Origin of the sequence: Chitinophaga sp. CF118, assembly GCF_900112615.1 — a bacterium.
Lineage (GTDB): Bacteria > Bacteroidota > Bacteroidia > Chitinophagales > Chitinophagaceae > Chitinophaga.
In genome coordinates this window covers 199,014-225,203 of sequence record NZ_FOMK01000004.1, presented here as the reverse complement: position 1 = coordinate 225,203, position 26,190 = coordinate 199,014, and the positions used below count along the sequence as shown (strand labels likewise).

At 42.5% G+C, this 26,190-nt stretch carries 20 protein-coding genes; 10 read left to right on the top strand and 10 right to left on the bottom strand.

The window, feature by feature from the left end:
- The 4 genes from BM176_RS17215 to nirB all read right to left on the bottom strand — a co-directional run bounded on the left by BM176_RS17215 (position 1) and on the right by nirB (position 5,617).
- The gene (locus tag BM176_RS17215; RefSeq protein WP_090105275.1) at positions 1-1,308 is read right to left on the bottom strand and encodes an MFS transporter; all 1,308 of its coding nucleotides are present in this window, start codon (positions 1,306-1,308) and stop codon (positions 1-3) included.
- Between the two features lie 24 nt (positions 1,309-1,332).
- Positions 1,333-2,691: an alginate export family protein gene (locus BM176_RS17210; RefSeq protein WP_255373534.1), complete on the bottom strand. Its 1,359-nt coding sequence runs from the start codon at positions 2,689-2,691 to the stop codon at positions 1,333-1,335.
- Positions 2,692-2,762: 71 nt separating this feature from the next.
- On the bottom strand, positions 2,763-3,098 hold the full coding sequence (gene nirD, locus BM176_RS17205; RefSeq protein WP_090105273.1) for a nitrite reductase small subunit NirD: 336 nt from the start codon (positions 3,096-3,098) through the stop codon (positions 2,763-2,765).
- A gap of 17 nt (positions 3,099-3,115) precedes the next feature.
- The gene (gene nirB, locus BM176_RS17200) at positions 3,116-5,617 is read right to left on the bottom strand and encodes a nitrite reductase large subunit NirB (RefSeq protein WP_090105272.1); all 2,502 of its coding nucleotides are present in this window, start codon (positions 5,615-5,617) and stop codon (positions 3,116-3,118) included.
- Positions 5,618-5,816: 199 nt separating this feature from the next.
- On the opposite strand from nirB, the gene cobA reads away from it, so the two are divergent.
- Together cobA and BM176_RS17190 are read left to right on the top strand one after the other, a co-directional pair.
- A complete protein-coding gene (gene cobA / locus BM176_RS17195; protein WP_090105270.1) occupies positions 5,817-6,575 on the top strand; it encodes a uroporphyrinogen-III C-methyltransferase in 759 nt (252 codons plus the stop codon).
- A complete protein-coding gene (locus BM176_RS17190; protein ID WP_090105267.1) occupies positions 6,562-7,257 on the top strand; it encodes a Crp/Fnr family transcriptional regulator in 696 nt (231 codons plus the stop codon). Before cobA ends, BM176_RS17190 begins: the two co-directional genes overlap by 14 nt.
- On the opposite strand, the gene BM176_RS17185 is transcribed toward BM176_RS17190, so the two are convergent.
- Both BM176_RS17185 and BM176_RS17180 read right to left on the bottom strand, forming a co-directional pair.
- The gene (locus tag BM176_RS17185) at positions 7,252-7,875 is read right to left on the bottom strand and encodes a response regulator transcription factor (RefSeq protein ID WP_090106109.1); all 624 of its coding nucleotides are present in this window, start codon (positions 7,873-7,875) and stop codon (positions 7,252-7,254) included. The genes BM176_RS17190 and BM176_RS17185 overlap by 6 nt on opposite strands.
- Positions 7,872-9,908: a tetratricopeptide repeat-containing sensor histidine kinase gene (locus BM176_RS17180; RefSeq protein ID WP_090105265.1), complete on the bottom strand. Its 2,037-nt coding sequence runs from the start codon at positions 9,906-9,908 to the stop codon at positions 7,872-7,874. Before BM176_RS17180 ends, BM176_RS17185 begins: the two co-directional genes overlap by 4 nt.
- 213 nt (positions 9,909-10,121) lie before the next feature.
- Between BM176_RS17180 and BM176_RS17175 the strand changes: the two genes are divergently transcribed.
- Entirely contained in the window at positions 10,122-10,574 is a 453-nt protein-coding gene (locus BM176_RS17175; protein WP_090105263.1) for a carboxymuconolactone decarboxylase family protein, read from the top strand.
- Positions 10,575-10,583: 9 nt separating this feature from the next.
- Entirely contained in the window at positions 10,584-11,450 is an 867-nt protein-coding gene (locus tag BM176_RS17170; RefSeq protein WP_090105261.1) for a sigma-70 family RNA polymerase sigma factor, read from the top strand.
- A gap of 110 nt (positions 11,451-11,560) precedes the next feature.
- On the opposite strand, the gene BM176_RS17165 is transcribed toward BM176_RS17170, so the two are convergent.
- Entirely contained in the window at positions 11,561-12,760 is a 1,200-nt protein-coding gene (locus BM176_RS17165; RefSeq protein ID WP_090105259.1) for a transglutaminase domain-containing protein, read from the bottom strand.
- A gap of 179 nt (positions 12,761-12,939) precedes the next feature.
- On the opposite strand from BM176_RS17165, the gene ligD reads away from it, so the two are divergent.
- Positions 12,940-15,582, top strand: coding sequence for a DNA ligase D (gene ligD / locus BM176_RS17160; RefSeq protein ID WP_090105257.1), 2,643 nt, complete (start codon positions 12,940-12,942; stop codon positions 15,580-15,582).
- Between the two features lie 72 nt (positions 15,583-15,654).
- Here ligD and BM176_RS17155 read toward each other — a convergent pair whose 3' ends face one another.
- Together BM176_RS17155 and BM176_RS17150 are read right to left on the bottom strand one after the other, a co-directional pair.
- Positions 15,655-16,047: a DUF983 domain-containing protein gene (locus BM176_RS17155; RefSeq protein ID WP_255373533.1), complete on the bottom strand. Its 393-nt coding sequence runs from the start codon at positions 16,045-16,047 to the stop codon at positions 15,655-15,657.
- A 57-nt stretch (positions 16,048-16,104) separates the two neighbouring features.
- Entirely contained in the window at positions 16,105-16,971 is an 867-nt protein-coding gene (locus tag BM176_RS17150; RefSeq protein ID WP_090105253.1) for an AraC family transcriptional regulator, read from the bottom strand.
- 162 nt (positions 16,972-17,133) lie between these two features.
- On the opposite strand from BM176_RS17150, the gene BM176_RS17145 reads away from it, so the two are divergent.
- Positions 17,134-20,352 carry an AsmA-like C-terminal region-containing protein gene (locus BM176_RS17145; RefSeq protein ID WP_255373532.1) on the top strand — a complete coding sequence of 1,073 codons (3,219 nt, stop codon included), beginning with the start codon at positions 17,134-17,136 and terminating at the stop codon, positions 20,350-20,352.
- 23 nt (positions 20,353-20,375) lie between these two features.
- Positions 20,376-21,131, top strand: coding sequence for a ThuA domain-containing protein (locus tag BM176_RS17140; RefSeq protein ID WP_090105251.1), 756 nt, complete (start codon positions 20,376-20,378; stop codon positions 21,129-21,131).
- A gap of 166 nt (positions 21,132-21,297) precedes the next feature.
- Here BM176_RS17140 and BM176_RS17135 read toward each other — a convergent pair whose 3' ends face one another.
- Entirely contained in the window at positions 21,298-22,356 is a 1,059-nt protein-coding gene (locus BM176_RS17135; protein WP_090105250.1) for a hypothetical protein, read from the bottom strand.
- 473 nt (positions 22,357-22,829) lie between these two features.
- Between BM176_RS17135 and BM176_RS17130 the strand changes: the two genes are divergently transcribed.
- The 3 genes from BM176_RS17130 to BM176_RS17120 are packed head-to-tail and all read left to right on the top strand — an operon-like array spanning position 22,830 to position 26,184.
- Positions 22,830-24,035 carry a serine palmitoyltransferase gene (locus BM176_RS17130; RefSeq protein WP_090105248.1) on the top strand — a complete coding sequence of 402 codons (1,206 nt, stop codon included), beginning with the start codon at positions 22,830-22,832 and terminating at the stop codon, positions 24,033-24,035.
- Entirely contained in the window at positions 24,032-25,204 is a 1,173-nt protein-coding gene (locus BM176_RS17125; protein ID WP_090105246.1) for a GNAT family N-acetyltransferase, read from the top strand. The genes BM176_RS17130 and BM176_RS17125 overlap by 4 nt, the downstream gene beginning before the upstream one ends.
- Positions 25,201-26,184, top strand: coding sequence for an NAD-dependent epimerase/dehydratase family protein (locus BM176_RS17120; protein ID WP_090105244.1), 984 nt, complete (start codon positions 25,201-25,203; stop codon positions 26,182-26,184). Before BM176_RS17125 ends, BM176_RS17120 begins: the two co-directional genes overlap by 4 nt.
- Positions 26,185-26,190 lie beyond the last annotated feature (6 nt).

Sequence of the window (26,190 nt, the reverse complement as noted above, 5' to 3'; positions counted from 1 at the left end):
TTAATCTGCAAATGCTACCTGCGCAGGTATTTTTGTTGGCACTGCGACAGGTTTTTTAATGAATCTTGTAAGCATTACGATCACTGAGACCGCAATCACTATCCAGCCTATATATGTGAATGCCTGTACGTAGGAGATGGATTCGGATTTGAAAAGAAACCCGAACATCATACCGCCGAGATTTCCGCCGGCACCTACAATACCGCTAACGAGTCCTACATTCTTTTCGTTGATGAAAGGAACAATACCATAAGTTGCACCATTGGCCATTTTGAGGAACAGTGCAAAGCTGAGCATAGATATGATAGCTAATACAAGTGTTCCTGCCTGTGCAAATAATAATAATCCCATTCCTTCCAGCAGCAATACTACCGCGAGCAGGGTACCTTTTCCTTTCATGCCAAAACGTGCTCCTACTTTATCAGAAACGATACCGCCGAATGCCCTGGCAAAGATGTTCATGAATCCGAAGATGCCTGCCCAAAAACCTGCACTGCTCTGGGAAAGATGGAAGGTATCTGTGAAATGAAGAGAAGCAACGTTGTCGAAAGTTATTTCCATTCCAAAGCACATACCATAGGCCAGGGTTAAAGCCCATATGCGCCAGTCTGCAAGGATTGTCCAGTCTGTTTTTGTTTTGTTTTTATTATACCCCACTTCATCATAATTCCCTGCAGGAGTATCTTTGGTATAACGTTGATAAAGGAAAGCAACTATCAGCATCATTATACCCGGAGCGATCATGGCATATCTCCATGCTTCTGCTTTTGTGTAGCCGAAACCAACGATAGCAGCAAAGATCAGGGGCATCACCATATTAGTAACACCTCCACCCAGGTTACCCCATCCACCGGTAACAGCATTCGCAGTTCCTTTGATGTTGGGTGCAAACATCATAGAGGTGTGAAATTGTGTTACCACAAAAGACGCACCTATTATTCCGATGGCTAAACGGAATAGCAGAAAGGTGGTGTAGTCTTTGGACAAGCCTACAAGGAAAACAGGTATAGAGCCAACAATCAGTAATCGCACCGCCGTTTTTCGCGGTCCCCATGTATCGCATAATTTACCAATGATCAGGCGGGCTATGATAGTGCTTGATACAGAGGCGATAATAATGTTTCCTACCTGCGATTTGGTAAGACCCAGGTCTACGCGAATGGTCGGCATCAGTGGTGCGAGTCCGAACCATCCGAAAAAGCATACAAAGAACATTAACCAGGTAGTATGGAATGTTCGCATTTGCACTGTGTTCAGGCTAAAAAGTGGCAGTTTGGTAAGTGGCTGATTACTACTGATTGCTGGCATAAGAATTTAGTTTTTTGGTTGTTATTATTTCAACAGTAATTCTGGTTTAATTAAGATTGTCAGGTAGGCCCAGTTACTGTTGCTTTGCGCGTTCGTTACATTTTTAACACTTGCAGCGGTTAAAGAAGCTGTATTCCAGAAGTGGCTGTAGCCTGCTTCGAAACTGATGATTTTAGTAAGAGCAAATGTTCCTACAAGATCTGCTTCAGTACCAAACCTCCGGGTAGCTCCACCGGGAATGGCACTGGCAGAGAAGAACTCATGTACATCTCCGGTTAACAGGAACCGCGGACCTGCCTTTAGTTTCGTTTTGATATAGTAGTCCTGCAGTCCTTTGTTACCAAAACCGTTAGCAGCATAGAAGTAATCCATGAGTCCCCAGAAGGCATGTGGGGCGCCATATAAAGGATCGAATGCTTTGCTGGTTTTACCGGAAGAAGATAATCCACCGGTAGTATAATCTACACCAGCACCTGCGCTGAATGAATTACAGAGCGCGTATTGAAATGATGCCGACAGTAGTTCTGCGCTTAATGTTTGTCCACTGGCATTACTGCCGAACTGGTAATAAGCAGAAGCGGTTACGCTCAGTTTATTAAACTGGTTAGTGAAAAACAGTCCTGTAGTAGCACGGTTGTAGGTGCCCTGATCCCATGTTTTTACAGCCACATTGTTCACGCTGTCAATGTGATACTTGTTGAACTGGTCTGCCAGGAAGAGGAATGATACATTACCCTTAGGTAGTTTTTTACCCAGGTACAGGAATTCCAGACTTTTGTACTGACTGCCGCCGTTTGTATTAGCGGTGTAAGCACCTGGAGGCGTGGCAGTATAAATAGTACCTGCCGCCATTTCTTTGTTCTGATTAAAAGCCCCGCCTACATGCAGCATCCATGATTTGCTTTCATATTTTAGTATTGCTGCATCGTGCCGGCGAGCCTGTTGTAACCAGTTGAGGTTGCCCAGCAGGCGGCCATCATCATACACTAATTCCTGTCTGCCTACTTTGAGATTGAGGCTTTTGTTCTTTACCACAGTATCCAGCAACATGACTTCTGCCCATGCCTCATGCAGCATAAATCCGTTGTTGTCTTGTGTTGTGGTCCTGTTGATTGTTGATACGTCCTGTCCCCATACGCGTACGTCCTGTACTGTTAGTCCCAGTTTGAAGCGGTAGCCTGTAAATCCAGCCGAGAGGCGGCTACGCTGTGATGTGAAAATAGCTGGCTGATTGCCCAGTGGTAATGGTGATCCTTGTCCGTCCCTTAATTCTGTCCTTGTTCTTAATTGTGCCCCCAGTGTAAATTGTGCCTGGCCGTTTTGATAAGATAGCATGCAGATAAGAATAGCAACTGCTCCTCCCAGGAAGTGTTTGTTCATCATTTTGGTTGATTTTTAATTAGCGGATTTAGTAACTTAAATAGAGGTGTTATATCCAAGTTACCAAATCATTATCATATGCCAATATAGACAAGATCTTCTTCCACTTTTACTGGATAGGTAGTGATACCGCACTCCGTGTCGTCCGACAGGCATCGTCCATCTGCCAGAGAAAATGTTTTTTTATGAAAGGGGCATGCTATTTTAGGCTCCCCTTCCTGTGTGCCCGTCATACCACGGCTTAATGCCATCTGTTGTTTATGCGGACAAAGATTCTGCGTAGCATACCAGGCATCCCGTCTTGCAAAACGAAACAGGGCTATTTGTTCATCTCCATACTTAACACATACTCCTCCGTTAGCAGGCACATCTGAAACTTTACAGGCGTAGAACCAATTATTGGTTGACATAGTTGACATTTTTAAAGTTATTTCCACTCAGCTGCTCTTTTCTGTTCACGCAGCGGATCAAATTTTATAGTAGGATCTTTATCACCAGGTGCATTTACAAAGTGATTGAAACGTTTACGCAGTTCAGGATTTTCCACCACTTCTTTCCATTCACATTTATATTTATCTACAAGATCCTGCATTTCATTGTCCAGTTGTTCGGCAATACCCAGACTATCGTTCACGACTACATTACGCAGATAGTTGATACCACCATCCAGCTTATTGAGCCAGGTAGCTGTACGTGTAAGCGGATCCGCAGTTTTGATATAAAACATCAGGAAGCGGTCAATGTAACGGATACAGGTATCACTGTCCAGGTCAGCCGCCAGCAGAATAGCATGTTGTGGTTTGGAACCACCATTACCACCTACATAGAGATTCCATCCTTTATCTGTAGCGATGATGCCGAAGTCTTTTGACTGTGCTTCCGCACATTCCCTGATACAACCAGATACAGCCGATTTGATTTTATGCGGTGCCCGAAGTCCGCGATATCGTTCTTCTATCCGGATGGCAAAGCTCACACTATCGTGAAGGCCAAAACGACACCAGGTAGAGCCTACACAGCTTTTAACAGTACGTAATGCTTTTCCGTAAGCATGGCCGCTTTCAAAGCCCGCAGCAATTAGTTCTTCCCATATGAAAGGAAGATCGCTGAGGTGAGCACCGAACAGGTCTATTCTTTGTCCGCCGGTAATTTTTGTATAGAGGTTGTACTTCAGTCCAACCTGTGCAATCACCAGCAGTTTTTCCGGTGTAATCTCACCACCTGGAATACGGGGCACTACAGAGTAGGTACCACCTTTCTGGATATTAGCAAGATAGCGGTCATTGGAATCCTGTACGGTATCATTTCCTTTTTCAAGGATCATATCATTCCACAGGCTGGCCATGATAGAAGCCACTACTGGTTTACAGATCTCACAACCATCTCCATGACCATAATGATCCAGTGCCTCATCGAAAGAGCGGATATCTTTAATCCTTATCAGGTCGAACAGTTCCTGGCGGGAATAGGCAAAGTGTTCACACACCACATTGCGGATGTATTTGCCCTGTGCTTTCATGGTACCGCTTATCAGGTCTTTCACCATGGGTACGCAACCACCACAACAGGTACCTGCTTTTGTACATTTCTTTACCGCATTCAGTGTTTCGTTGCCAGCTTCCACCGCTTCGCAGATAGCACCTTTGCTCACACTCTCACAGCTACAGATCAATGCATCATCAGGAAGGCTCATCACCCCAGCACCGGACTCGGTATTACCACCCCTTGCACCCAGTAGGAGATCTTCAGGGTTAGGAGGGAGGATAATTTTATTTTTAGTTGTTTGCAGCAGCATATTATAGGCCTCAGCATCACCAATGAGAATCCCGCCCAGAAGCAGTTTGCCATCACCGGAAATATTGATACGCTGATAGGTACCTTTCATGCTATCTTCAAATACGATAGTCCGGGAAGTGTCTGCCGGAGCAAACGGATCGCCGAAGCTAGCCACATCTACCCCAATCAGTTTTAATTTGGTGCTCATATCAAAACCTGTAAAGGCTTTATGTTCACCTGTAATATGGGTAGCCGCCACTTCAGCCATTTCATAGCCGGGAGCAACCAGGCCATAGATCATACCATTATATAAGGCGCATTCACCAATAGCATAAATGGAGGGATCAGTAGTCTGGAGCTGGTCGTTTACAACGATTCCTCCACGATGACCGGTTTCCAGTCCGCATAACTTCGCTAGTTCGTCTCTTGGTTTAATCCCCGCAGAGATTACCAGCATGTTAGCCTCCAGGATGGAGTCGTCTGCAAACTGGAGAGCAGAGATGGTATCATCTTCGCCTAGTATGGCGGCAGTATTTTTATTTGTGTGGATGTGCAGTCCCAGGCTTTCCAGCTTATGCTGTAGCATGCGGGAGCCGTTATCATCTATTTGCCGGGGCATCAGTCTGGGAGCAAACTCTATCACATGGGTATCAGATACGCCAAGGTCCAGCAGCGCTTTAGCAGCTTCGAGTCCCAGCAGGCCACCGCCTATTACTACCCCCCTGGTAGCTTTGGGAGCGTAGTCCCGCATCAGTTCCAGGTCTTCGATGGTACGGTATATAAATACGCCTTTTTTGTCTACCCCCGGAATAGGAGGAACAAATGCAGATGATCCGGTAGCAATGATGAGGTAATCATATGTTTCCGTAATATCTTTGTAGGAGTGAACGGTTTTATGCACTCTGTCAATCTGTTGAACAGGATCGCCGAGATGTAAACGTATATTATTTTGTGTATACCAATCAGCCGGAGCCAGCAGGAGATCATCTGCTGTTTTCCCGGAGAAGAATTCACTTAAATGCACTCTATCGTATGCAGGGCGGGGTTCTTCCCCAAAAATTACTATTTCTAAGGTCCCGGCTGGCGCTTTGGCAATAATTTTTTCACAAAATTTGTAGCTCACCATGCCATTACCTATTATTACAATTTTCATGACCAGGGATTTAATTGATAAAATGATGATTGATCTCTTCTCTTATTCAAATTATTAAAATCTTAATATGAAGAATATTTTCTGTTCAACTGTATTTTATACTCTTTTTATGATCTGCATCATGAAATTAGCAATAAGTATTCTATTTTTATAGTGATTTAAACAATTCATATCATATAATTATTTTTATAATATTCATATGGCATATTTATCTTTGGTAGGTGCCGGGCCAGGTGATCCGGAATTAATTACCCTGAAAGCGGTAAATACGCTCCGGGAGGCGGATGTGATTCTGTATGATGCCCTGGTAAATGAGGCGTTGTTAAAATATGCCAAACCAGGTGCAGTATTGAAATTTGTTGGCAAACGTTATGGTTGTCATTCATTATCTCAGCAGGAAATCAATCACCTCATTGTAGAGTATGCTTTGTCACATGGGCATGTGGTGAGGTTAAAAGGAGGGGATCCTTTTGTATTTGGACGGGCGGGAGAGGAAATTGCTGCCGCAAGGGCAGCAGGAATCCCGGTACAGGTAATCCCGGGTATTTCAAGTGCATTGGCGGCCCCTGCCGGCCAGATGATCCCGCTTACCAGCCGTGGTATTACGGAGAGCTTCTGGGTAACGACCGGTACTACGCTTACCGGGGGGATCTCTGCCGATCTTGAACTGGCAGCCCAATCTTCTGCGACTGTTATTATATTAATGGCAATGAGTCGCCTGGAAGCCATCATGGAAATATTTACCAGGCATGGCAAAAGTAACTTGCCGGTAGCCATTATACAGGATAGCACAACTGAAAGGGAAAAGATGGTAACAGGTACAGTAAATGATATTGTATTTAAATCACAATATGCCGGTATGGCTAATCCGGCAGTAATTGTAATCGGGGAAGTGGTCAGTTTGCGTGATCTGACCGGAACAGTACAGGAATTAATAAAAAGGAATGAAGAAAGATAAGCACGATTGCGATCTGCACACTTGTATGTTATGCAGGTTATGTATAAAAGAATGGCTTCCTGCTGTAAAAGCAAACAGAAAGAATCTTACTCTGAAAAAGGGACAGCTACTGTTCCGGGAGGGAGAACCGGTAAACGGAATCTATTTTATCTACACGGGTAAAGTAAAAGTACATAAACACTGGGGTGAAGAGAAGGAACTGATTGTACGCTTCGCCCAGGCAGGAGATATTGTAGGACATAGGGGGGTAGGGAGCGAGATGGTGTACCCCGTATCTGCTACTGCTCTGGAACCGGTAACGCTCTGCTTCATTGATCTGGAGTTTTTCCAGGCATCAGTTAAAGTCAATCATGCTTTCCTCTATGAACTCATGATGTTTTATGCCCGTGAACTACAGGATTCTGAAAAGAATACCCGTAACCTGGTACATATGTCGGTGAAGGGCCGTATTGCACATGCATTGCTGTTATTAAGGAATAAATTTGGATGCAGTGAAGATGGTTCGATCAATATGACATTAAGCCGGCAGGATCTTGCTTCCTATACCGGTACTACTTATGAAACAGCCTTCCGGGTAATGAGTGAGCTGATCCAGGAGAACGTGATTGCTGTTGCGGGTAAAACGATAGCTGTTAATGATGTTGACAGATTACAACAGCTTGAAAAAGAAGCTATGTTATAGCAACTTATATTCAGTGGCCAGTTTTACAACCGAAGTTGTGTTATTCACACCAAATTTTTCCATCAGATTTTTACGATGACTTTCTACCGTATGTGTGCTGATGAATAATTGTTCTGCTATCTGCATGGTCGTTAGTCCTTTTCCTATCAGATGTAATATTTCTTTCTCTCTGCGGGTGATGCGTGGAATGGCTTTCAGCAATTCCTGATCTGCATTTTTCAATGCCTGCTGCGTGCTGCTGCATAAATATTGTTCGCCATCCATGATAGCGTAGATTGCATGAATGATTTCTGTGCCAAGTGCATTCTTCAGTACATATCCGCTGGCACCGTTCTGTAACATGCTATGGATAACAGGATGTTCATCATGAATGCTCAGCGCAATGATCTTTATATCTTCATATTTCTTTTTGATCTCTTTACACAAGTTAATTCCACTCACATCCGGCAGGTTTACATCCATCAGAATTACATCCGGCTGCTCCTTATCAAGTGCAAGTAACACGCTTTTTCCATCGCCATAATCCCCATTCAGGGAAATGCCGTCATCAGTGCGTAGTATATTTTTCAACCCTTCCACCATGATAGGGTGGTCTTCTACAACAATTACCTTGATCATATTGTACATTCAATTATAATGGTAGTACCTGTACCTGTTTCTGATTGTATATCTATTTTTCCTCCCAGGAAATCCACACGGGCCTGGATATTGGTTAGCCCGGCTCCTTTCAGCCTGCTGCCTGCTTCTACATCAAATCCTTTACCGTCATCTTCTACGGTGAGGAAAAGTGTATCACCTGTTTGCTGAAGCAATACCAGGATCTGTTCTGCATCTGCATGTTTTACGGCATTATTAACCAGTTCCTGCATAATGCGGTACAGTACCACCTGCCTGGCATGTTCCATTGTAGTCTGAAAGTTGAACACCTGGCATACCACATTTTTTACACCGGTTTTTTTCAGTCCGCGGCAATATTCAACAGTGGCTTCTCCCAGTCCGTATTTAATCAGGATCTCCGGCATCATGCTGCGGGCAATGCGGCGCAGTTCATCCATCGCTTCGTCCAGGCGTTGCATGGTATTGTCCACCAGTATTTTTATGCGGGATACTTTCTGCGCAGGAGAGATGGTAGAAAGTTCCAGTTTGATACCTGAAAGCAATCCGCCGAGGCCATCGTGCAGATCGCGTGCGAGCCTTGTGCGTTCCTGTTCCTGTCCTTCGAGCATGGCGGATAAGAGCGATATCTGGTGTTCCTGCCGGATGCGCTCTACTTCAAAAGCGTGCAGCTTTTGCTGTTGTTCAAGGAGCTTGCGTCCATTGCGGTAGAACTGGTAACTTAAGGAGGCTACTATCACAAGTGATACCATGATTACCCCCATCAGCGCTAATAATAAACGGTTCTTCTGCAATGCAAATTCCTGCCTTTCATTTTCATGCTGCAGCTGCAGAATACGATTCTCTTTTTCTGAGGACTGATACCTGGCTTCCAGTTCATGCAATTTTTGTGTCACATCTTTTTCCTGCAAACTATCAGATAGTGTGAGATACTTTCTGAGAAAGTCATAAGCTTCATCCGTGTTATGCTGTTTGTAAGCGATGTCGGCCATCAGATCCAGGGCATGTAACCGGAATGGAAAGTCTTTAAGGGTCAGGGATAGCGCCGCATATTCTTTCATCAGCTCCATTGCCTGGTCATATTGCCCCAGCCTTACGTATAGTTTTGCCAGTGAGTAAAGGTTGTTGCAGATAGCATGACTATAGTGATAGCGCCGGGCAATGGAAAGACCGTTATTAAACATGGAAGTAGCATGGTAATACAGTTGGTTTTTTACATCCAGCTGTCCGCGGTATTCATAATAATTAGCCCAAAGGTCAATGGAATCTGCCCCTGTTAGATCCAGTTTCCTCTTTGCATTTACCAGGTATTTTTCCATCTGCGGCAGGCTGTCCATGTAATACATACAACTGGCCAGACTCAAATGTCTTCTGGCAATGTGATAACTATAAAGCGGCGAATCTTTATAAGTCTCTACACTCTTGCGATAATAAGTAACAGCAGTTTTGTATTGTGCTTTATTAAAAAAAATATTGCCTAAATTATCGTAGGTATTACCCAGGATATCTGGTGCATCAAGTTTTTCCAGCAGGGGAATGGATTGCAGATATTGTTCTACCTGTTGTTCAGTACGTCCCTGATTTCCCAATAGAGTAGCCAGATTTATTTTAGTCATCGCCAGTAACCGGCGACTTTCTTTTGAGGTATCTTTTATCAGCACATCTTTTGCCTGGAGGAAGTACCTCTCTGCTTCTTCAAGATTATCGGAATTATTATACCAGCTACCAATGGAGAAATAGGTGCGGGCTACGCCGATCTTACTTTTTTTGCGGTTATAAATATCGATAGCCTGTTCGAAATAGTTTACTGACAGCAGGCTGTCTCTGGCTGGCAACTTTTTAGCGAGCAGGATCATTAATTCTGCACGGGAGGCATCAGAGGGTGCTCTTTTAATGGCTCTCAGCAGGCTATCTATGATATGAGGTGGAGTATTGGTATGTTTCTGCGGTAAAGCCGTTTGCCACAGTAACAATATACATATCAGTAGTTTGCCTGTTTTGATAGCAGGTTTGGGTAATGTTGGCCAGTCATTCATAGGTACAATCTCTCCGAAATATATAAATATTTAATCGAATGTAAGTTATATCAGTCAGATGAATTTCTGTTTTCTGGTGGTTTAAATAAAAGTGATTGATTATCAATTATTTTCAATTCATTTTGAAAAAAGATTGAGAATCTGGTCACGTTTTAAAACGCTGGTTTGTCTTCTTAGGGATAAAAATATTCTTCAATTACAAAATCAATAAAAATGAAACAGAGAATTGCCCACGAAGAGATAACACCGGCTTTTTTTGACGGACTATTTAAAACAGGAGCTTACCTTAAAAAATCAGGATTAGATCCTAAATTGGTAGAATTAGTAACTTACAGGGTATCGCAGATCAATGGATGTGCATTTTGCCTGGATATGCATCATAAAGATGCTATTCACGCAGGAGAAACAGAACAGCGCTTATATTCTCTTGCTGCATGGGAAGAAACCCCATATTACACAGATAAGGAAAGAGCCGGACTGGCATTTGCTGAAGCGGTAATAAAGGGTCATGTAGCAGACAGTATATTCGATGCGCTGACACCTTTATTTTCCAAACAGGAGATCGCAGATTTAACACTGGCAATCGTGACTGTTAATAGCTGGAATAAGCTCAACATCACGTTCAAAATAGTGCCTGGTACTTATAAGGTAGGGCAGTTTGCATAATTTAGATACATGGAAGCATATCAAAAGATTCTATTCCCATATGCGTACAATATTTTAGGCGCAGTGGAAGATGCCCGGGATGCGGTGCAGGAAGTAATGTCTAATCACTTTGCTGTCAATAAAGAAGGCATTGAGAATGAGAAAAACTACCTGATCAAAAGTGTGATCAATCATGCTATCAATACTAAAAACAGGAATAAAAGAATCGCCCGGCAGTCAGACGTATGGCTGCCGGAGCCTGTTGCTACGGATGATGAGGCGGATAAGAATCTCCATCTCAAGGATATCCTGTCGTATTCTCTGATGCTGTTACTGGAAAAGTTAAATGCGACAGAAAGGGCGGTCTTTATCCTCAAGGAAAGTTTTGATTATTCGCATCAGGAAATTGCCGAAGTGTTGTCTGTCACAGAGGAGCATTCCCGCAAGTTATTAAGCAGAAGTAAGGCCAAGCTTTTTAAACCGGCAGCAGCTTCCCGCACAATTGAGCAGAATGCCCATGCTGCTGTGTTGCTCGAAAACTATATCGAAGCCATTCGTAAACGGGATACCCAAAAGCTGGAAAGCATGTTGTCTCAGGACATTGCCTTCTATGCTGATGGCGGAGGTAAGGTGAGTCTGGTGAAAGAGATTTGTCTTGGTGCTGTTGATACCGCAGAACTGGTTACAATGATCTATCATCGTTATCAAACGACCTTTAATATTGTATTTAAGTGGATCAATCATCAGCCGGCGTTTCTTTATTATAAGAACGATAAACTTTATGTTTGCCAGGTATTTAATATTTCATTTGCAGATTCGAAGATCTTGCAGATCAACACCATATTGGATCCTGATAAATTGAAAGGTTTAGAAGGGATGTTAAATATTGAGGCATAACAAATCAGGGCGACTAAATTTAGTCGCCCTGGTTTTTAAGAATTATTGCTTAAACAGAAGTTTATCCAGGCTCCATTTAAGGGCTCCGGTGAAAAAGAACACGTATTAACTCAATTCATAGGAATGCCAAACCAGGTTACTTTCCTGTCATAGAACATCGACTTCCTTCCCGACTTACCTTTGCTTAAATACAGATTTAACCATGCCTGTTGCTCAGTTACATGAACAGCAATATCACTGATAGACTTATTCAGTTGTGTAATCATCGCTGTTATATTGGCATCCGGATTCTGAATCTGTGCCAGCTTAGTCTTCGCTATTTTCAACTTGTTATCCGCTGCATCAATCATTTGCTGAATTTCAGGATCTTCTTTCTTAGGTATAAACTGCTTATTCCTGTAATTAATAAAGTCATTATAATAGTTAACCCCTTCGTTATAATCCGCACCAGCAGCATTATAGATGCGGACAATTTTATTTTGCCTGTCATTCTCAATCTCTAACTTAATATGCTGTAATCTGTCAAACACCATAGAATTTTTAACACCATTCTTCTCAACCCTGTATCCGGAAGCAACTAATTGTTCTATATAGTTTTGCTTTTCATATAATTGAAGCGTATCAATATAGTTAAAGTAAGGGTGGGACAAATTCTGTTGAGTTTTTCCTTCGTAGAACTCCTGATTGGTAATTGGATAATTCAGGAATTGCCAGAGATAGTCGAAGGGGATATGAGATTTAATAAGTATAACCGGACTTACCTTGAAGTAGCTGTTATTGATTTTCTTAAAAAACTTTCCTCCATTCACATATCCTGAACCCCAGGTAGGATCAAACATATACCAGGAAGTATCTATTAGCGCAGCACACCATGCATGCGGTATATAATCTGTGAAACCATTCTGTTTTGTATATCCCTCAATTACATAAGATTTTATGCCGGATTTTGAACAGATATCATTAAACAATGCGGCATAGTTTTCACAAATACCTTTTCTTGTTCTTAATGGTTTTGAGATCTTTTCTTCTTTTTTTTCGTAGAAGTTGATGGCGAACATATTCTCTATGTCATACTGAATATTGGAGGCTACCCAAATGAATATTGCCCTTGACTTATCCTTATCACTTTTAAAGTTTGCCGTTATGTAGCCGGCAATACCGTCTGCAGTTTTTGTTAAAGAGTCTGGCAGTTCGAGTGCTTTTTTGTCTATTGCAGCAAATTCATTTACAACTATCTTTTGTGTGGACTTTTGTGCAGATAAAGCTTGTGTAAACAGAATAAGAATAAGGATAAATCTTGCTTTTTTCATTCTTTCAGTTATATCGTTATTGAGGTATTGGAACTATCTAATGTACAGAATGACTGTAAGTTATGCAATATTTGAATAAATGTAAAATTGGAAATGGGATGGGCTCGTCGGGTATGCGTAAAAACAAAAATAGCAGAATTTATAAACAAAATTGGCACGAGTATTAGTGCTAATATAGTATGGGACTTGCAACTTACAAAAAGAAGAGATCGTTCAATGATACGCCGGAGCCTACCGGCGGAAAAGCCGTTTCCGGCGAACTCAGATTTGTAGTACAGAAACATGATGCTACAAGACTTCATTATGACTTTCGCCTGGAGATGGAAGGTGTATTAAAGAGCTGGGCAGTACCCAAAGGTCCCTCTTTAAATCCACAGGATAAACGACTGGCAATGATGGTAGAAGATCATCCATTTGATTACCGCAGCTTTGAAGGAATTATCCCGAAAGGTAATTATGGTGCCGGTACAGTGATCGTTTGGGATGAAGGTACATTCACACCTTTAGAACCGTCGGGTGATAAGAAGAAGGATGAGAAAGCACTGATGAAACAGTTGCGTGCCGGCTCTTTGAAAATAAACCTGCATGGTACTAAACTGAAAGGAGAGTTTGCGCTTGTAAAACTGAAGAATGGGAAGGATGAAAATGCCTGGTTGTTAATCAAACATCGTGATAAGTATGCAAAGGAGACAGATATTACGCGGAAAGATAAATCGGTCATCAGCAGGAAAACTATTTTGCAGATGGAAAAGCATCCTGTGAATGTTTATGGGAAGACTACCATACAACCCGGGACGACTAAGAAGGTTGCGGCAAAACGGGCGGCAAAGAAGGCCCCGGCTAAAACTACTGATCTTTCGAACGCTCCCAGAGCAGCCTTCCCTAAAACAATAAAGCCAATGCTGGCCACACTAATCGATAAACCGTTTGATGAACCCGGCTGGTTATTCGAAGTGAAATGGGATGGTTACCGTGCCATTACACTTAGTAACAAAGGGAAAGTGGAACTGCTTTCCCGCAATAACAAATCCTTCAATGATAAGTTTTATCCTGTTTATAAGGCGGTATCAGACTGGGGAATTAATGCAATAGTAGACGGAGAGATCTGTGTTCTGAATGAGAAGGGCATTGCAAATTTCGGTTCCTTACAGAACTGGCGGAGTGAAGCAGACGGAGAACTGATTTACTATGTATTTGACATCCTCTGGTTAGATGGTCATAACCTAAAACAGCTGCCATTAACAGAACGCAGAACTATTCTCAGGTCAATCCTCCCGGAGAACGATATCATCCGCTTTAGCGATACTTTCAACAGTACTGCAACTGAGTTCCTTGCAGCAGCCGGTAAGTTGGGTATGGAGGGGATAATAGCGAAGAAAGCAGATAGTATCTATGTAGAAGGTGACCGTACCAGGAGCTGGCTGAAAATCAAATCCAATAAACGGCATGAGGTAGTGATTGGCGGCTTTACCAATAATGAATCATCTTCCAAACCTTTCAGTTCCCTTCTTGTAGGTGTATATCAAAGTGATAAACTGTTATATACAGGCAAGATTGGAACCGGCTTTAACGCAAAACAGCAAAAGGAGATGATGGCACAGTTTAAGCCATTAATAGTCAAAGCTTCTCCCTTTAAAGAAATCCCGGATGTAAATAAGCCTTCCCGTTTCCGCCCCGATCCTCCCCATGCAACTGTTACCTGGTTAAAACCGAAATTAGTTTGTGAAGTAAGTTATGCAGAAATAACAACCGACGGTGTTATGAGACATCCCAGTTTTGAAGGTATGAGAGATGATAAACCTGCTAAATCTGTAGTAGCAGAAACTGCGGTGGAAACAAGTGAAGTATTGCCCGTGAAAAAACAGAAGTTATTAAAACCCGTTGCATCCGGTGGCAGGAAATCATTACTTAATCCTACAGAAGAAACACAGGTTAAAACAGTGAATGGTCATCAGTTGACCTTTACGAATCTTAGCAAAATTTACTGGCCGGATGAGAAGTATACCAAGCGTGATATGCTAAACTATTATTACCAGGTAGCACCATATATCCTTCCTTACCTGGCAGATCGTCCGCAATCGCTGAATCGCTTTCCGAATGGTATCAAAGGGCATAGTTTTTATCAGAAAGATGTAACGAACAAGTCGCCCGACTGGATTCAGAAATTTCCATATCATACGAACGGAGAGGATAAGAATTTCATGGTACCACAGGATGAGGCAAGTTTGCTTTACATGGCCAATCTGGGAGCCATAGAAATGAATCCCTGGAGCAGTACTATACACAATCCCGATTATCCTGACTGGTGCGTGATCGATCTGGATCCTGATAAAGGAAATACTTTTGAACAGGTAATTGAGACTGCACAAACCGTAAAGAAGGTGCTGGATGAATTGGGGGTAAAAGGCTACGTCAAAACATCAGGATCTACCGGTATTCATATCTATATTCCATTAGGTGCCAAATACACTTATGATCAAAGTCAGTTGTTTGCAAAACTGATAGCGGTACAAGTACATGAACTGTTGCCAAAGTTTACCAGTATTGAACGAATGACGCGCAACAGGAAAGGGAAATTGTATATAGACTATCTGCAAAACCGAGCTCTGGCAACATTAGCTGCTCCTTATTCATTGCGGCCCAAACCGGGAGCTACTGTTTCAATGCCTCTACATTGGGAGGAAGTGAAAAAGGGATTACAGATGAAGGACTTTACAATTAAAAATGCGCTTGAACGGATTAAACGGGAGGGCGATATTTTCAAACCGGTATTGGGAAGAGGTATTAATCTGAAGAAATTACTGAAGAACATGGAAGAATAAACCCCGTATTCAGTAAAGCCGGAAAAAGGGCTTTCCGGCTTGTATTTGTAGAATTAGTTGCACAATGATACACTATACTGTTCTGTGTTGAGTGGCAGAGGCCGCAAGTCGTTCTGGTTTATACCTGACAAAGAATGCCAGCCATATGGTTCTTGACACACGCATAATTGGTGGTTGCAACGCCACAAGCAGTACTGCATTAATACCCAGCCACCAGAACATACGGTTATCGTAGAGAGAAAATCCGATAATCACCCACCAGGCAATAAATGTAGCCACGCTGAAAGCAATGGTCAATGCATAACTTACATAACCGGTACCATAATAAAAACCAATTTCTCTTTCAAGATCTTCTCCACATACAGGGCAATGCTCATTCATTTCTGTGAAGTGTTTCAGGTTATATGCATTGTCACTTTTATATAGCTTCCCCTGCCGGCAGGCAGGGCATTTATTTTGCAACACACTTAATACTAGGTTAGGTCTTTTTCCTGTTTTTTCGGCACACATGGTAATAGTAATTTATAGATGAATAAATTTTTTCCTGAACTCTTCGGGAGTTATCCCTTCATAGTTTTTAAAGAACCTGGTAAAGTAAGAGTTGTCCTTGAAGCTAAGTTCATAGGCTATTTCAAGAACACTCATGCCTGCGTTTGTCAGTAAACGTTTGGCTTCCAGCAATACCCTTTCACGGATCACATCTCCGGCTGTTTTCCCTAGCAATTCCCTGCATAATGCATTTAAATGATTGGGAGTGATGTATAACAACTCTGCATATTCTTTCGGCAACCGCATGGTTCGGTAGTACTGATTGATCAGTTGCTGAAAACTTTTCAGCAGGGTAGTAGTATGCTGAGGCAGATGATTATGTTCGTTATGGGTAGTATGTTTTTCTACCGTAATGAACATTTCCAGCAACCGCAGGCGGATCATATCTTTATTCTGTTCTTTCAGCAGCGCTTCAAAAATCCTTACTATTTCCTCACGGATATCTTTTGTTAACTGGCATACACACTGTCCGCTGATCCCACTGAAAAAACTGAACTGTTCCAGGTAAGACGGGTTTAAAAGAAATGGCCGAAAGAAATCTGCAGAGAAATGAATGATATAGCCATCGGTATTTCCTCTGAAGTCCCAGCTATGTACCTGTCCCGGTGCCATAAAATAGATCTGGTAAGGACGCACATCAAACTTCACAAAATCAATAGTATGTGTACCACTACCCTGAGTGAACAGTACCAGGTGATAAAAAGAATGGCGGTGGGCATGATGCAGCGCCTGGTAGTGTTTTTCCAGGTACCCGCCAAAGCGTTCTATCATCAGATCCTGCGCCGGACCATTTTTATCGATGGTACAGATATCATAAACCGGTATTGTAGCGCGGGCCATTTCCTTTCTTATTGTTGATTCTCCAAAATTAGGGTAAATCAAGTAGGGGTGGTGGTGATTATTGTCGTTATTATGGTACTTTTTACTGATACATTCATATATAGGATAATTTTTATTTTATATAGGTTGTATCTAAATTTGCATTATTACCTGAAGGGCATTATGAAGCAGACAAGAAAAAGGATATTCCGGATATTTTTTATACTGGTATCGATAGTTTTATTACTGGGAGTGATTGGTGTTGTGATTCTCTATACCCAGCAACAGCGACTTACTAATATGGCTGTCAGTGAGTTAAATAAACAGCTTCCCGGCGAACTGGTAATTGAAGGTAGTGAAATCTCTCCTTTTCAGAACTTTCCATACGTATCTATAGGATTGCGAAATGTACGCTTTTATGCAAATAAACAGCGGAAGGGACGCCCACTTTATGAGATGGAACGCTTGTATGTGGGATTCAGCCTGCCGGATGTGTTAAGGGAAAAGTATAATGTAAAGGTGCTTTTCCTTAAAAATGGTCATCTGGACATGGTGCGGGAACTGAATGGTAATCTGAACCTGGTAGAAGCCAACAGGATTAAACAGGATACCCTGGCCACCACAGAGAGTTCTTCCGGAAGCCTGGCCCTGGATGTGAAGAAGATCGTATTGAAGAACATGGACATTTCTTTTTATGATCGGACAAATGGACAACGCCTCTCTACACATATCGACAAGATAAAAACAGCCTTACATGCTGATGATAAAGAGATTAATGGCACACTACACGGCGGATTTATAGTAGATGTAAGCAGCCCTTCAGATACTGTATTATTCCGTCATAAAAAACTGGAAGCCAATATAAAAGTCTCCTACAATACAGAAAAACAATTCCTGACCATTTCTCCCAGCCAGCTAAAGATAGAAGCTGCCACCCTGAAAGTATGGGGTACAGCAGATCTTCTGCATGGTGATATGGTCGATCTGAGGGTGACTGGCGACAGGCCCGACCTGAACCTGCTTTTTGCCTTTGCTCCTCAATCTGTGGGAGATGAGCTGAAACGCTTCAATTACGATGGCCGTATCTACTTCAATGGTACTATAAAAGGTAAATTTGCAGGTGGGCAGCTGCCACAAATTGCTTTTTCTTTTGGTTGTGAAGATGCCTGGTTCCTGAATAAAGATGCCAACAAAAAACTAGACCAGCTTGAATTTAAAGGATACTATACAAACGGGGCTGCTCATTCCCTGAAAACATCAGAACTGCATTTGCTGAATATGAATGCCCGCCCCGACAAAGGGACTTTTAAGGGCAATTTTGTAATGCGTGATTTTACAGATCCGAAAATCATTATGCAGATAGACTCTGAACTGGAGCTGGAATTCATAGGAGCCTTCCTGGGAATCAAAGACCTGGAACGTATTACTGGTCATATCAGCCTTAAAATGGATTTTAAGGAAATGGTGGATCTCAGTTTGCCGGAAGCATCTATGTCAAAACTAAAAGAGGGGATCCAGAGTGAGCTGACCGTAAAAGACCTTACCTTCCGCATTCCCGGTTATCCGCATATTGTACGTAACCTGGATCTGCACGCCAATATGAAGAATGGCAGTGTTACGCTGGATTCGCTGGCCTGCAAATTTGGCAATTCGGACTTCTTCATGAATGGCGCCCTGAGTGATCTCCCTGCGTTGTTCCACCAGCATCAGAAGCCGGTGACCATTACATTGAATGCCCGGAGTAATAAGATGATACTGAAAGAGCTGCTTGCCTTTGATACCACTATGGCGGCTAAAGTGAAAGAAGAGATTAATGGATTTAATATCGGACTTTCCCTTGAAACTTCCGTACAGCAGTTACTACACCCTGCACCTTTGCCAAAGGGTAAATTCCACATGGAAAAATTATATGCAGGCTTTAAGATTTATCCACATGCCTTCCATGATTTTGGAGCAGATCTTACTATCAATGATACCGCATTATTACTTAAAAATTTCGGAGGCAAGATAGACAGCAGTGACCTGCGGTTAAGCGCCAGGGTGATCCACTACCAGTTATGGTTTGACAAGGTTATGAGAGGAAGAACGCAGGTAGCATTTGATCTTAAGTCGGACCATCTGGCCATGAATGATCTGCTTAGTAACCGGTCAAGACAATTCATCCCGGCAGATTATCAGCATGAAGTAGGCAGTGGCCTCTGGCTGCGTGCTAAGATGGATATGAAGTACGATTCTGTATTCAGATTTGCAAAACTGCATATCGCTAATATCTCCGGTGCTTTAAAAGTACATCCTATCAAACTGGACAGCATCAAAGGCACTATAAAATACGGGGCTAATAAATTCATTGCTGTAGATACTCTGACCGGTAAAATAGGACGCAGCGATTTCGATCTCAGCATGCGGCTGTTCACAGGGAAAGATACTACACAGCGGAAAAAGGCGAACTTTTTACAGTTTACTTCGAAGTTCCTGGATGTGGATGAGCTCACCAATTATAGTTTCAGTAATACACCAACACCTGAAGCTCCACTGGTACAACCTGCTGTTGTTCGTGTAACCGATTCCTCACATTCTAAAGCATTCAATATCTTCTCCATTCCTTTTACTGCTTTCACAGCTAAAGTAAATATAGGGAAGGTGAAATATCATAAACTGTGGTTGAAAAACATTACTACAAGCATGCGTATGCAGGCAGATCAGCATTTGTATATTGATACCCTGGGTATGAATGTAGCAGAGGGCAGGATAGGAATGCGGGGGCATTTCAACGGTAGTAATCCAAAGAAAATCTATTTCAGGAGCCGCATTCGCGTAGAAGATGTGAACATTGAAAAGATGATGCTTAAACTGGACAACTTCGGACAGGATCTAACCATCAATAAAAATATAAAAGGCCGTTTAAGCGGACAAATAAAAAGCCGTTTACTGGTGCATCCGGACCTTACACCTATCATCAATGATTCAGAAGCGCAGTTAGATGTACATATCTATAACGGCAGCCTTATCGACTTTGCACCTATGCAGGCAATGGCCGGTTATTTCAAAGATAAAAACCTGCGCAACGTGCGCTTTGATACTTTACGGAATAAGCTGACTTTAAAAAATGGGGTGCTTGAAATCCCTACCATGAATATCAACTCCTCACTTGGATTCATTGAGATCTCTGGTAAACAATATATGGATATGAGTATGGAATATTATCTGAGAATTCCTTTGAAACTGGTTACACAGGTCGGTTTCAAATCACTCTTTGGTAAAAAGCAGGAAGAAGTTGATCCTGACCAGGTAGATGCTATTGAATACCGCGATAAAGATAAAAAGGTACGTTTCATGAACATCAAGGTGTCTGGCACTCCGGACAAATTTAAAGTAGGTTTGGGCAAAGCTAAGAAAGCATAATATTTTCATACATTGGGAATAATATGGGAAAGAATACTTTATTGCTGGTAGCCATTGCTACTCTGTTACTCTCCTTTAATACTGCAAAGCCGCGATTCCGTGTACTGGCATTGTACGAGAATGGCGGTCATCATGTAGCTTATTCAAAAGCAGCAAAAGTATGGCTGGATCAACTGGCAGCAGATAGTGGATTTGCTATTGACTATATCCAATACACAGATAGTATTGACGATGCTTTTTTAAGTAAATATCAACTCTTCATTCAGTTAGACTATGCACCTTATGGATGGAAAGAAAAAGCAGTAAAGGCTTTTGAAAAATATATAGCGGAAGGCAGGGGAGGATGGATCGGTTTTCATCATGCAACTCTGTTAGGGGAATTTGATGGTTATCCGATGTGGGAATGGTTCCATCAGTTTATGGGAGATATCCGGTGGAAAGATTATATACCCGGTTTTGCCGGGGGAAAGGTGCGTGTAGAAGATACAATACATCCGGTAATGCGTGGAGTGCCTCATTCATTTTCCATAAAAACAGAAGAGTGGTATACGTATGATAAAAGCCCACGGGCCAATGTTCATGTAATTGCGAATGTAGATGAATCATCTTACGTACCTGCTTCTGAAAAGAAGATGGGTGATCATCCGGTTATATGGACTAATCCACATTATAAAGCACGTAACATTTATATTTTCATGGGTCACTCACCAGATCTTTTCAGCAATGCAGCATATGTTACACTCTTCAGAAATGCTATTAGCTGGGCAGCAAAAAAGTAGAATAAAGGGAAGCATCATTGTTATTGATTCATTAAATACACCTTTATCTGCCGTGATGATTAGGTGAAGTATAATAAAGATCTAATCTAAAGCCTTATCCCAAAGCTAAATTAACAAACTAAACAGGCAGATGCAGTGTATTTAATGATCAATAACAAATAATAAATTAGTTTCTGCTTCTTGCTCCGGACGATCTTCCACCACCATTTCTACTTCCTGATCTTGTTCCCTGGGAACTTCTTCCCCCTGAGTTAGAAGGTTGGTAGCTTCTGCCGCCATTATTGGTTCTTGCCGGCTGATAGGTTCTGCCACCTGTGTTACCGTTGGATACCCTGGAAGGTTGGTAGCTTCCACCACCGTTATTCACCCTGGAGGGTTGGTAAGTTCTGCCTCCGGAGTTAGTAACTCTTGACGGCTGATAATTTCTTCCACCATTATTTACGCGGTTCACCCGGTAATTATTTACCACTACCCTGTTACGGTTGATCACAGTAACGGAAGAGGTACGCATAGGGCGATACATCACACGCGCAGGAGCAATTCTGCGGGTATTCACGAATACATATCTGGTATTATAATAGTGGTAATGGGGACGGTATGCGTACCATGGCATTGGTCTCCAGGGGCGCCACCATACAGGGTGTGAGTGCCAGCCCCAGGGAGAAGCCCATATTACATAAGAAGGTGCATATACGAACCTTACGCAGGGCCAGAACCATACATTTACAATAATCCCGGTGCCAAAAGAAGCAGAAGGACCATGAGTAGCGGGCGAGTAGTTAAAAGCATTGTCGGCTTCCGGAGCTGGTTCTGCAATCTTTGTTTCCCCATAAATATCTTTATCTCCTTCTATCTGGATCACAGCATTTTCATCGCTGGTTTTCTGCAGTTCTATCACTGCAATGTCCTGATTTTCATTCTCTGAGACTACGGCCTGTAGAACAAATACCTGCACATCATCTTCCTTTTTATTAATCACCCTGATATAATCGATGTTACCATCATTATTCAGATCCAGGTTATTCACCTTATTTTCTTCTGAATTAAGTGCTTTTTCGAATGCCTCAGGGGAGGCCGACTGTTTAAACATTTCGAGTGCACCCTGAAGGCTGAAGTTATCCCCTGGCAGGCCGGTAGAATCCTGGTCGGATGTGTCCTGCGCATTTACATATACAGACAACAGCAGTGTTACCAGCAGTGTCGGTAAAAAATAGCGGAATTGCATAATTATAGGTTTTTGTGGCGTACTAATATTGGACTCATTTAATTACAAATAGTTTAATTGCATTATGTAACAATGCTTTATGTAATATGAAGTTTAGAGGCAATTGTTATACATCTGTAATCTTTTGTTGTCTATTTAGATTTTATTTCATCTGTATAGTATTTTTTGACTAATTTCGTGCCATAGTCAGGAAATGGGCAAAAAACCCTTCCTGTCTTTACTTAAAGCTACAACTCTAAGCTGTTTGGACCACCGAATTTAATTGCTTAAACCACAACTCACAAGCTGTTAAGCGTCGCGACTAGTGAACTGCTTAATCTACAACTCGCATACTGACAATTATATTATTGACACTGTGTTTTTGCAGGACTGTTGCCGTATATCATGACGTCGGCTCATACCTCAAAATTATATGTGTTTATGTTTCAAGCCCGAACTTGTTCAGGCAGTGTTATGTCTTTAAGATTTATGAGATGAGCAAAATGTTACGTTCGAAAATGGCCGGTCTAGCCAGGGTGAATAGCACCAAAGAAAAGGGGATTTATCCGTATTTCAGACCTATCTCATCCTGTCAGGATACTGAGGTAATGATTAATGGAAAGAAAGTATTGATGTTTGGCTCCAATTCCTACCTGGGATTGACAAGCCACCCGAAGGTGAAAGAAGCGGCCATCAAAGCAATTGAAAAATATGGCACCGGTTGTGCCGGTTCGAGATTTCTGAACGGAACACTGGACCTTCACCTGGAACTGGAACACAAACTGGCACAGTTTGTAGGTAAGGAATCGGCAATCGTATTCAGTACCGGTTTCCAGGCTAACCTGGGTGTACTATCCAGCATTACCGGCCGCAATGATTATATCCTGCTGGACGAACTGGACCACGCATCTATTATAGATGGCAGTCGTTTGTCTTTTTCAAAAGTGATTAAGTACCGCCATAATAATATGGACGACCTGGAAGCAAAATTACAGGCCTTACCACAATCATCTATCCGGTTAATAGCAGTAGACGGCGTATTTAGTATGGAAGGAGATATTGTCCGCTTACCGGAAATCGTATCTCTTGCAGATAGCTATGGGGCAAATATTATGGTGGATGATGCCCATGGGCTGGGTGTAATCGGACATCAGGGAGCGGGTACCGCATCTCATTTCGGGCTCACAGATAAGGTAGACCTTATCATGGGAACCTTTAGTAAGTCTCTCGCTTCCCTGGGAGGTTTTATTGCCGGCGACGGTGATATGATCGAACACCTCAAACATACGGCACGTTCGCTGATCTTCAGCGCCAGCATGACACCTGCATCTGCGGCAAGTGTAATTGCAGCGCTTGAAATCATGACTACCGAACCGGAACATATCAGAAGGCTTTGGGATAACACCCATTATGCCCGCACATTATTACAGGAATATGGATTTGATACCGGAGATGTATCAGAAACACCAATCATTCCTATTTATATCAGAAATGAAGAACAGGTATTTCATATTACGCGTAATCTGCTGGATGAAGGGGTGTTTGTAAATCCTGTAGTGCCTCCGGCAGTATCTCCGGACGCAACACTGATCAGATTCTCATTAATGGCTACACATACATTCAGCCAGATAGAAACAGCGGTGGAAAAACTATCGGAAGCCTTTACACAGGCAGGGATCCCATTAAAGGTTAAAATATGATAGAGACATTAAAGACGCCAGTCGCAAAAAAGGCTTTATTAAGCAACGTTCTGCGGGTACAACGTGTTATCTCCAAAAAAGACCTGCAATTGTTTATTGATTTTCCCCACGAATTGTACCGCTATGATGCGAACTATGTACCGGAACTGTTCATTGCACAGCGTGATATGTTGTCATGGAAGAAACATCCATTTCATGAACATTCAGTAGTACAGCTTTTCCTGGCTTTTCGCAATGATATGATTGTAGGCAGGATCGCAGCTATAAAAAATAATAATCATAATGCATTTAATAATGCGGCCGACGGCTTCTTTGGCTTTTTCGACTGCGTCAATGATCTGGAAGTAAGTAATGCTTTGCTGGACGTAGCAGAACACTGGCTGAAAGATCACGGATTAAAAACGATCATAGGCCCGGTTAACTTCTCTACTAACGAAACATGTGGACTGCTGATACAAGGCTTTGACAGTGCGCCGGTCATCATGATGACTTATAACCGTCCATATTATATAGAGCTGCTGGAAAATGCAGGACTGAGGGAAAAAGTAACATTACTGGCTTATAAGATCGTGGTGGCCTCACTGGATGACAAGCCTTACCGGATGATGCCGCTGTTAAAGGAAAGACTTGAAAAGAGAAACATTACGATCCGTAAGGTAAACCTGAAAAAATTCAAAGAAGAGGTAAAGATGCTTCATGAGGTTTACAACAATGCCTGGGATGAAAACCTGGGTTTTGTTCCGATGACTGAAAAGGAGTTCAATTATCTGGCTAAAGATCTGAAGATGGTGCTGGACGATGAGTTTTGTCTGGTAGCAGAGCTGGATGGCAAAGCCATCGGGTTTGCACTCTGTGTGCCGGATATGAACCAGATCTTTAAAACAATCAAACGGGGGCGTTTATTGCCTACCGGTATATTCAAACTGCTCTTCAATAAGAAAAAGATTGATACGGTGCGTGTAATCGCATTGGGAGTACTGGAACCTTACCGGAAGATGGGGATAGAAGCTTGTTTCTATGGAGAGCTGATTCAGCGGAGCCGGGAAAGAGGCTTCCTGTATGCAGAAGCATCCTGGATACTGGAACATAATGACCTCATGAACAGAGCGCTGCTTAAAATCAATGCCGATCCTTATAAGCGTTACAGGATCTACGAAAAAGCTTTATGAAACCAAGAATTCTGATTACCGGTGCCAGTGGATTTATAGGATATCATTTGATATCGGCGGCTTTAAATGCCGGTATGGAGGTGCATGCAGCTATCAGATCTTCCAGTAAGATCTCCCAGTTGCAACATTTTAACCTCAAATATGTTATTCCCGATTATACGGACACAGACAGTTTGTGCAAACTCCTGGAGGAATATCAGTACAGTTATATCGTTCATGCTGCGGGGGTAACAAGGGCAAATTCTGAAGAGGAGTATAAAACCTTGAATGCGGTATATACTCTGAATCTGGCAAAAGCTGCCAGAGCAGCAGACATACCGCTGGAAAAGTTTGTATTCATCAGCAGTCTTGCCGCACTCGGCCCGGTGTCTTATAATGCTACCTGGCCGATACCGGATGGGGCAAATGCCAACCCCATTACCATGTATGGTCAGAGCAAGCTGTTGGCAGAAGAATTGCTGGCAGGGCAGAAAGACCTTCCCTGGGTAGTACTGCGGCCCACTGCAGTATATGGTCCGCTGGAAAGGGATCTGTTCGTATTGTTCAAAACATTTAAGAGGGGGATGGAAATTCATGTGGGACGTACACCGCAACAATTGAGTTTTGTTTATGTAAAAGACCTGGCAGATGCTGTTATTCTGGCACTTACAGCACCGCCCATTCATACCGGTTACAACGTGTCTGACGGGAATAGTTATGACCGTTATGCACTTGCAAACATCTTTAAGCGCTCTCTTGGCGTAAATATGTTACGAATCCACATTCCCACACCACTGGTAAAGCTCTTTGCCACGGTATCGGAGAAGGTAAGCAGGGGAATTCCGCTGCTTAATAATGAAAAACTGCGTGAACTCAATGCCCAAAGCTGGAACTGCAATATTGAGCAGATCAGGCGCGATCTTGGTTTTAACCCCAACTATAACCTCGAAACGGGCATGAAGGAAACGCTTAACTGGTACAAAGAAAATAAATGGTTTTAGAAACAA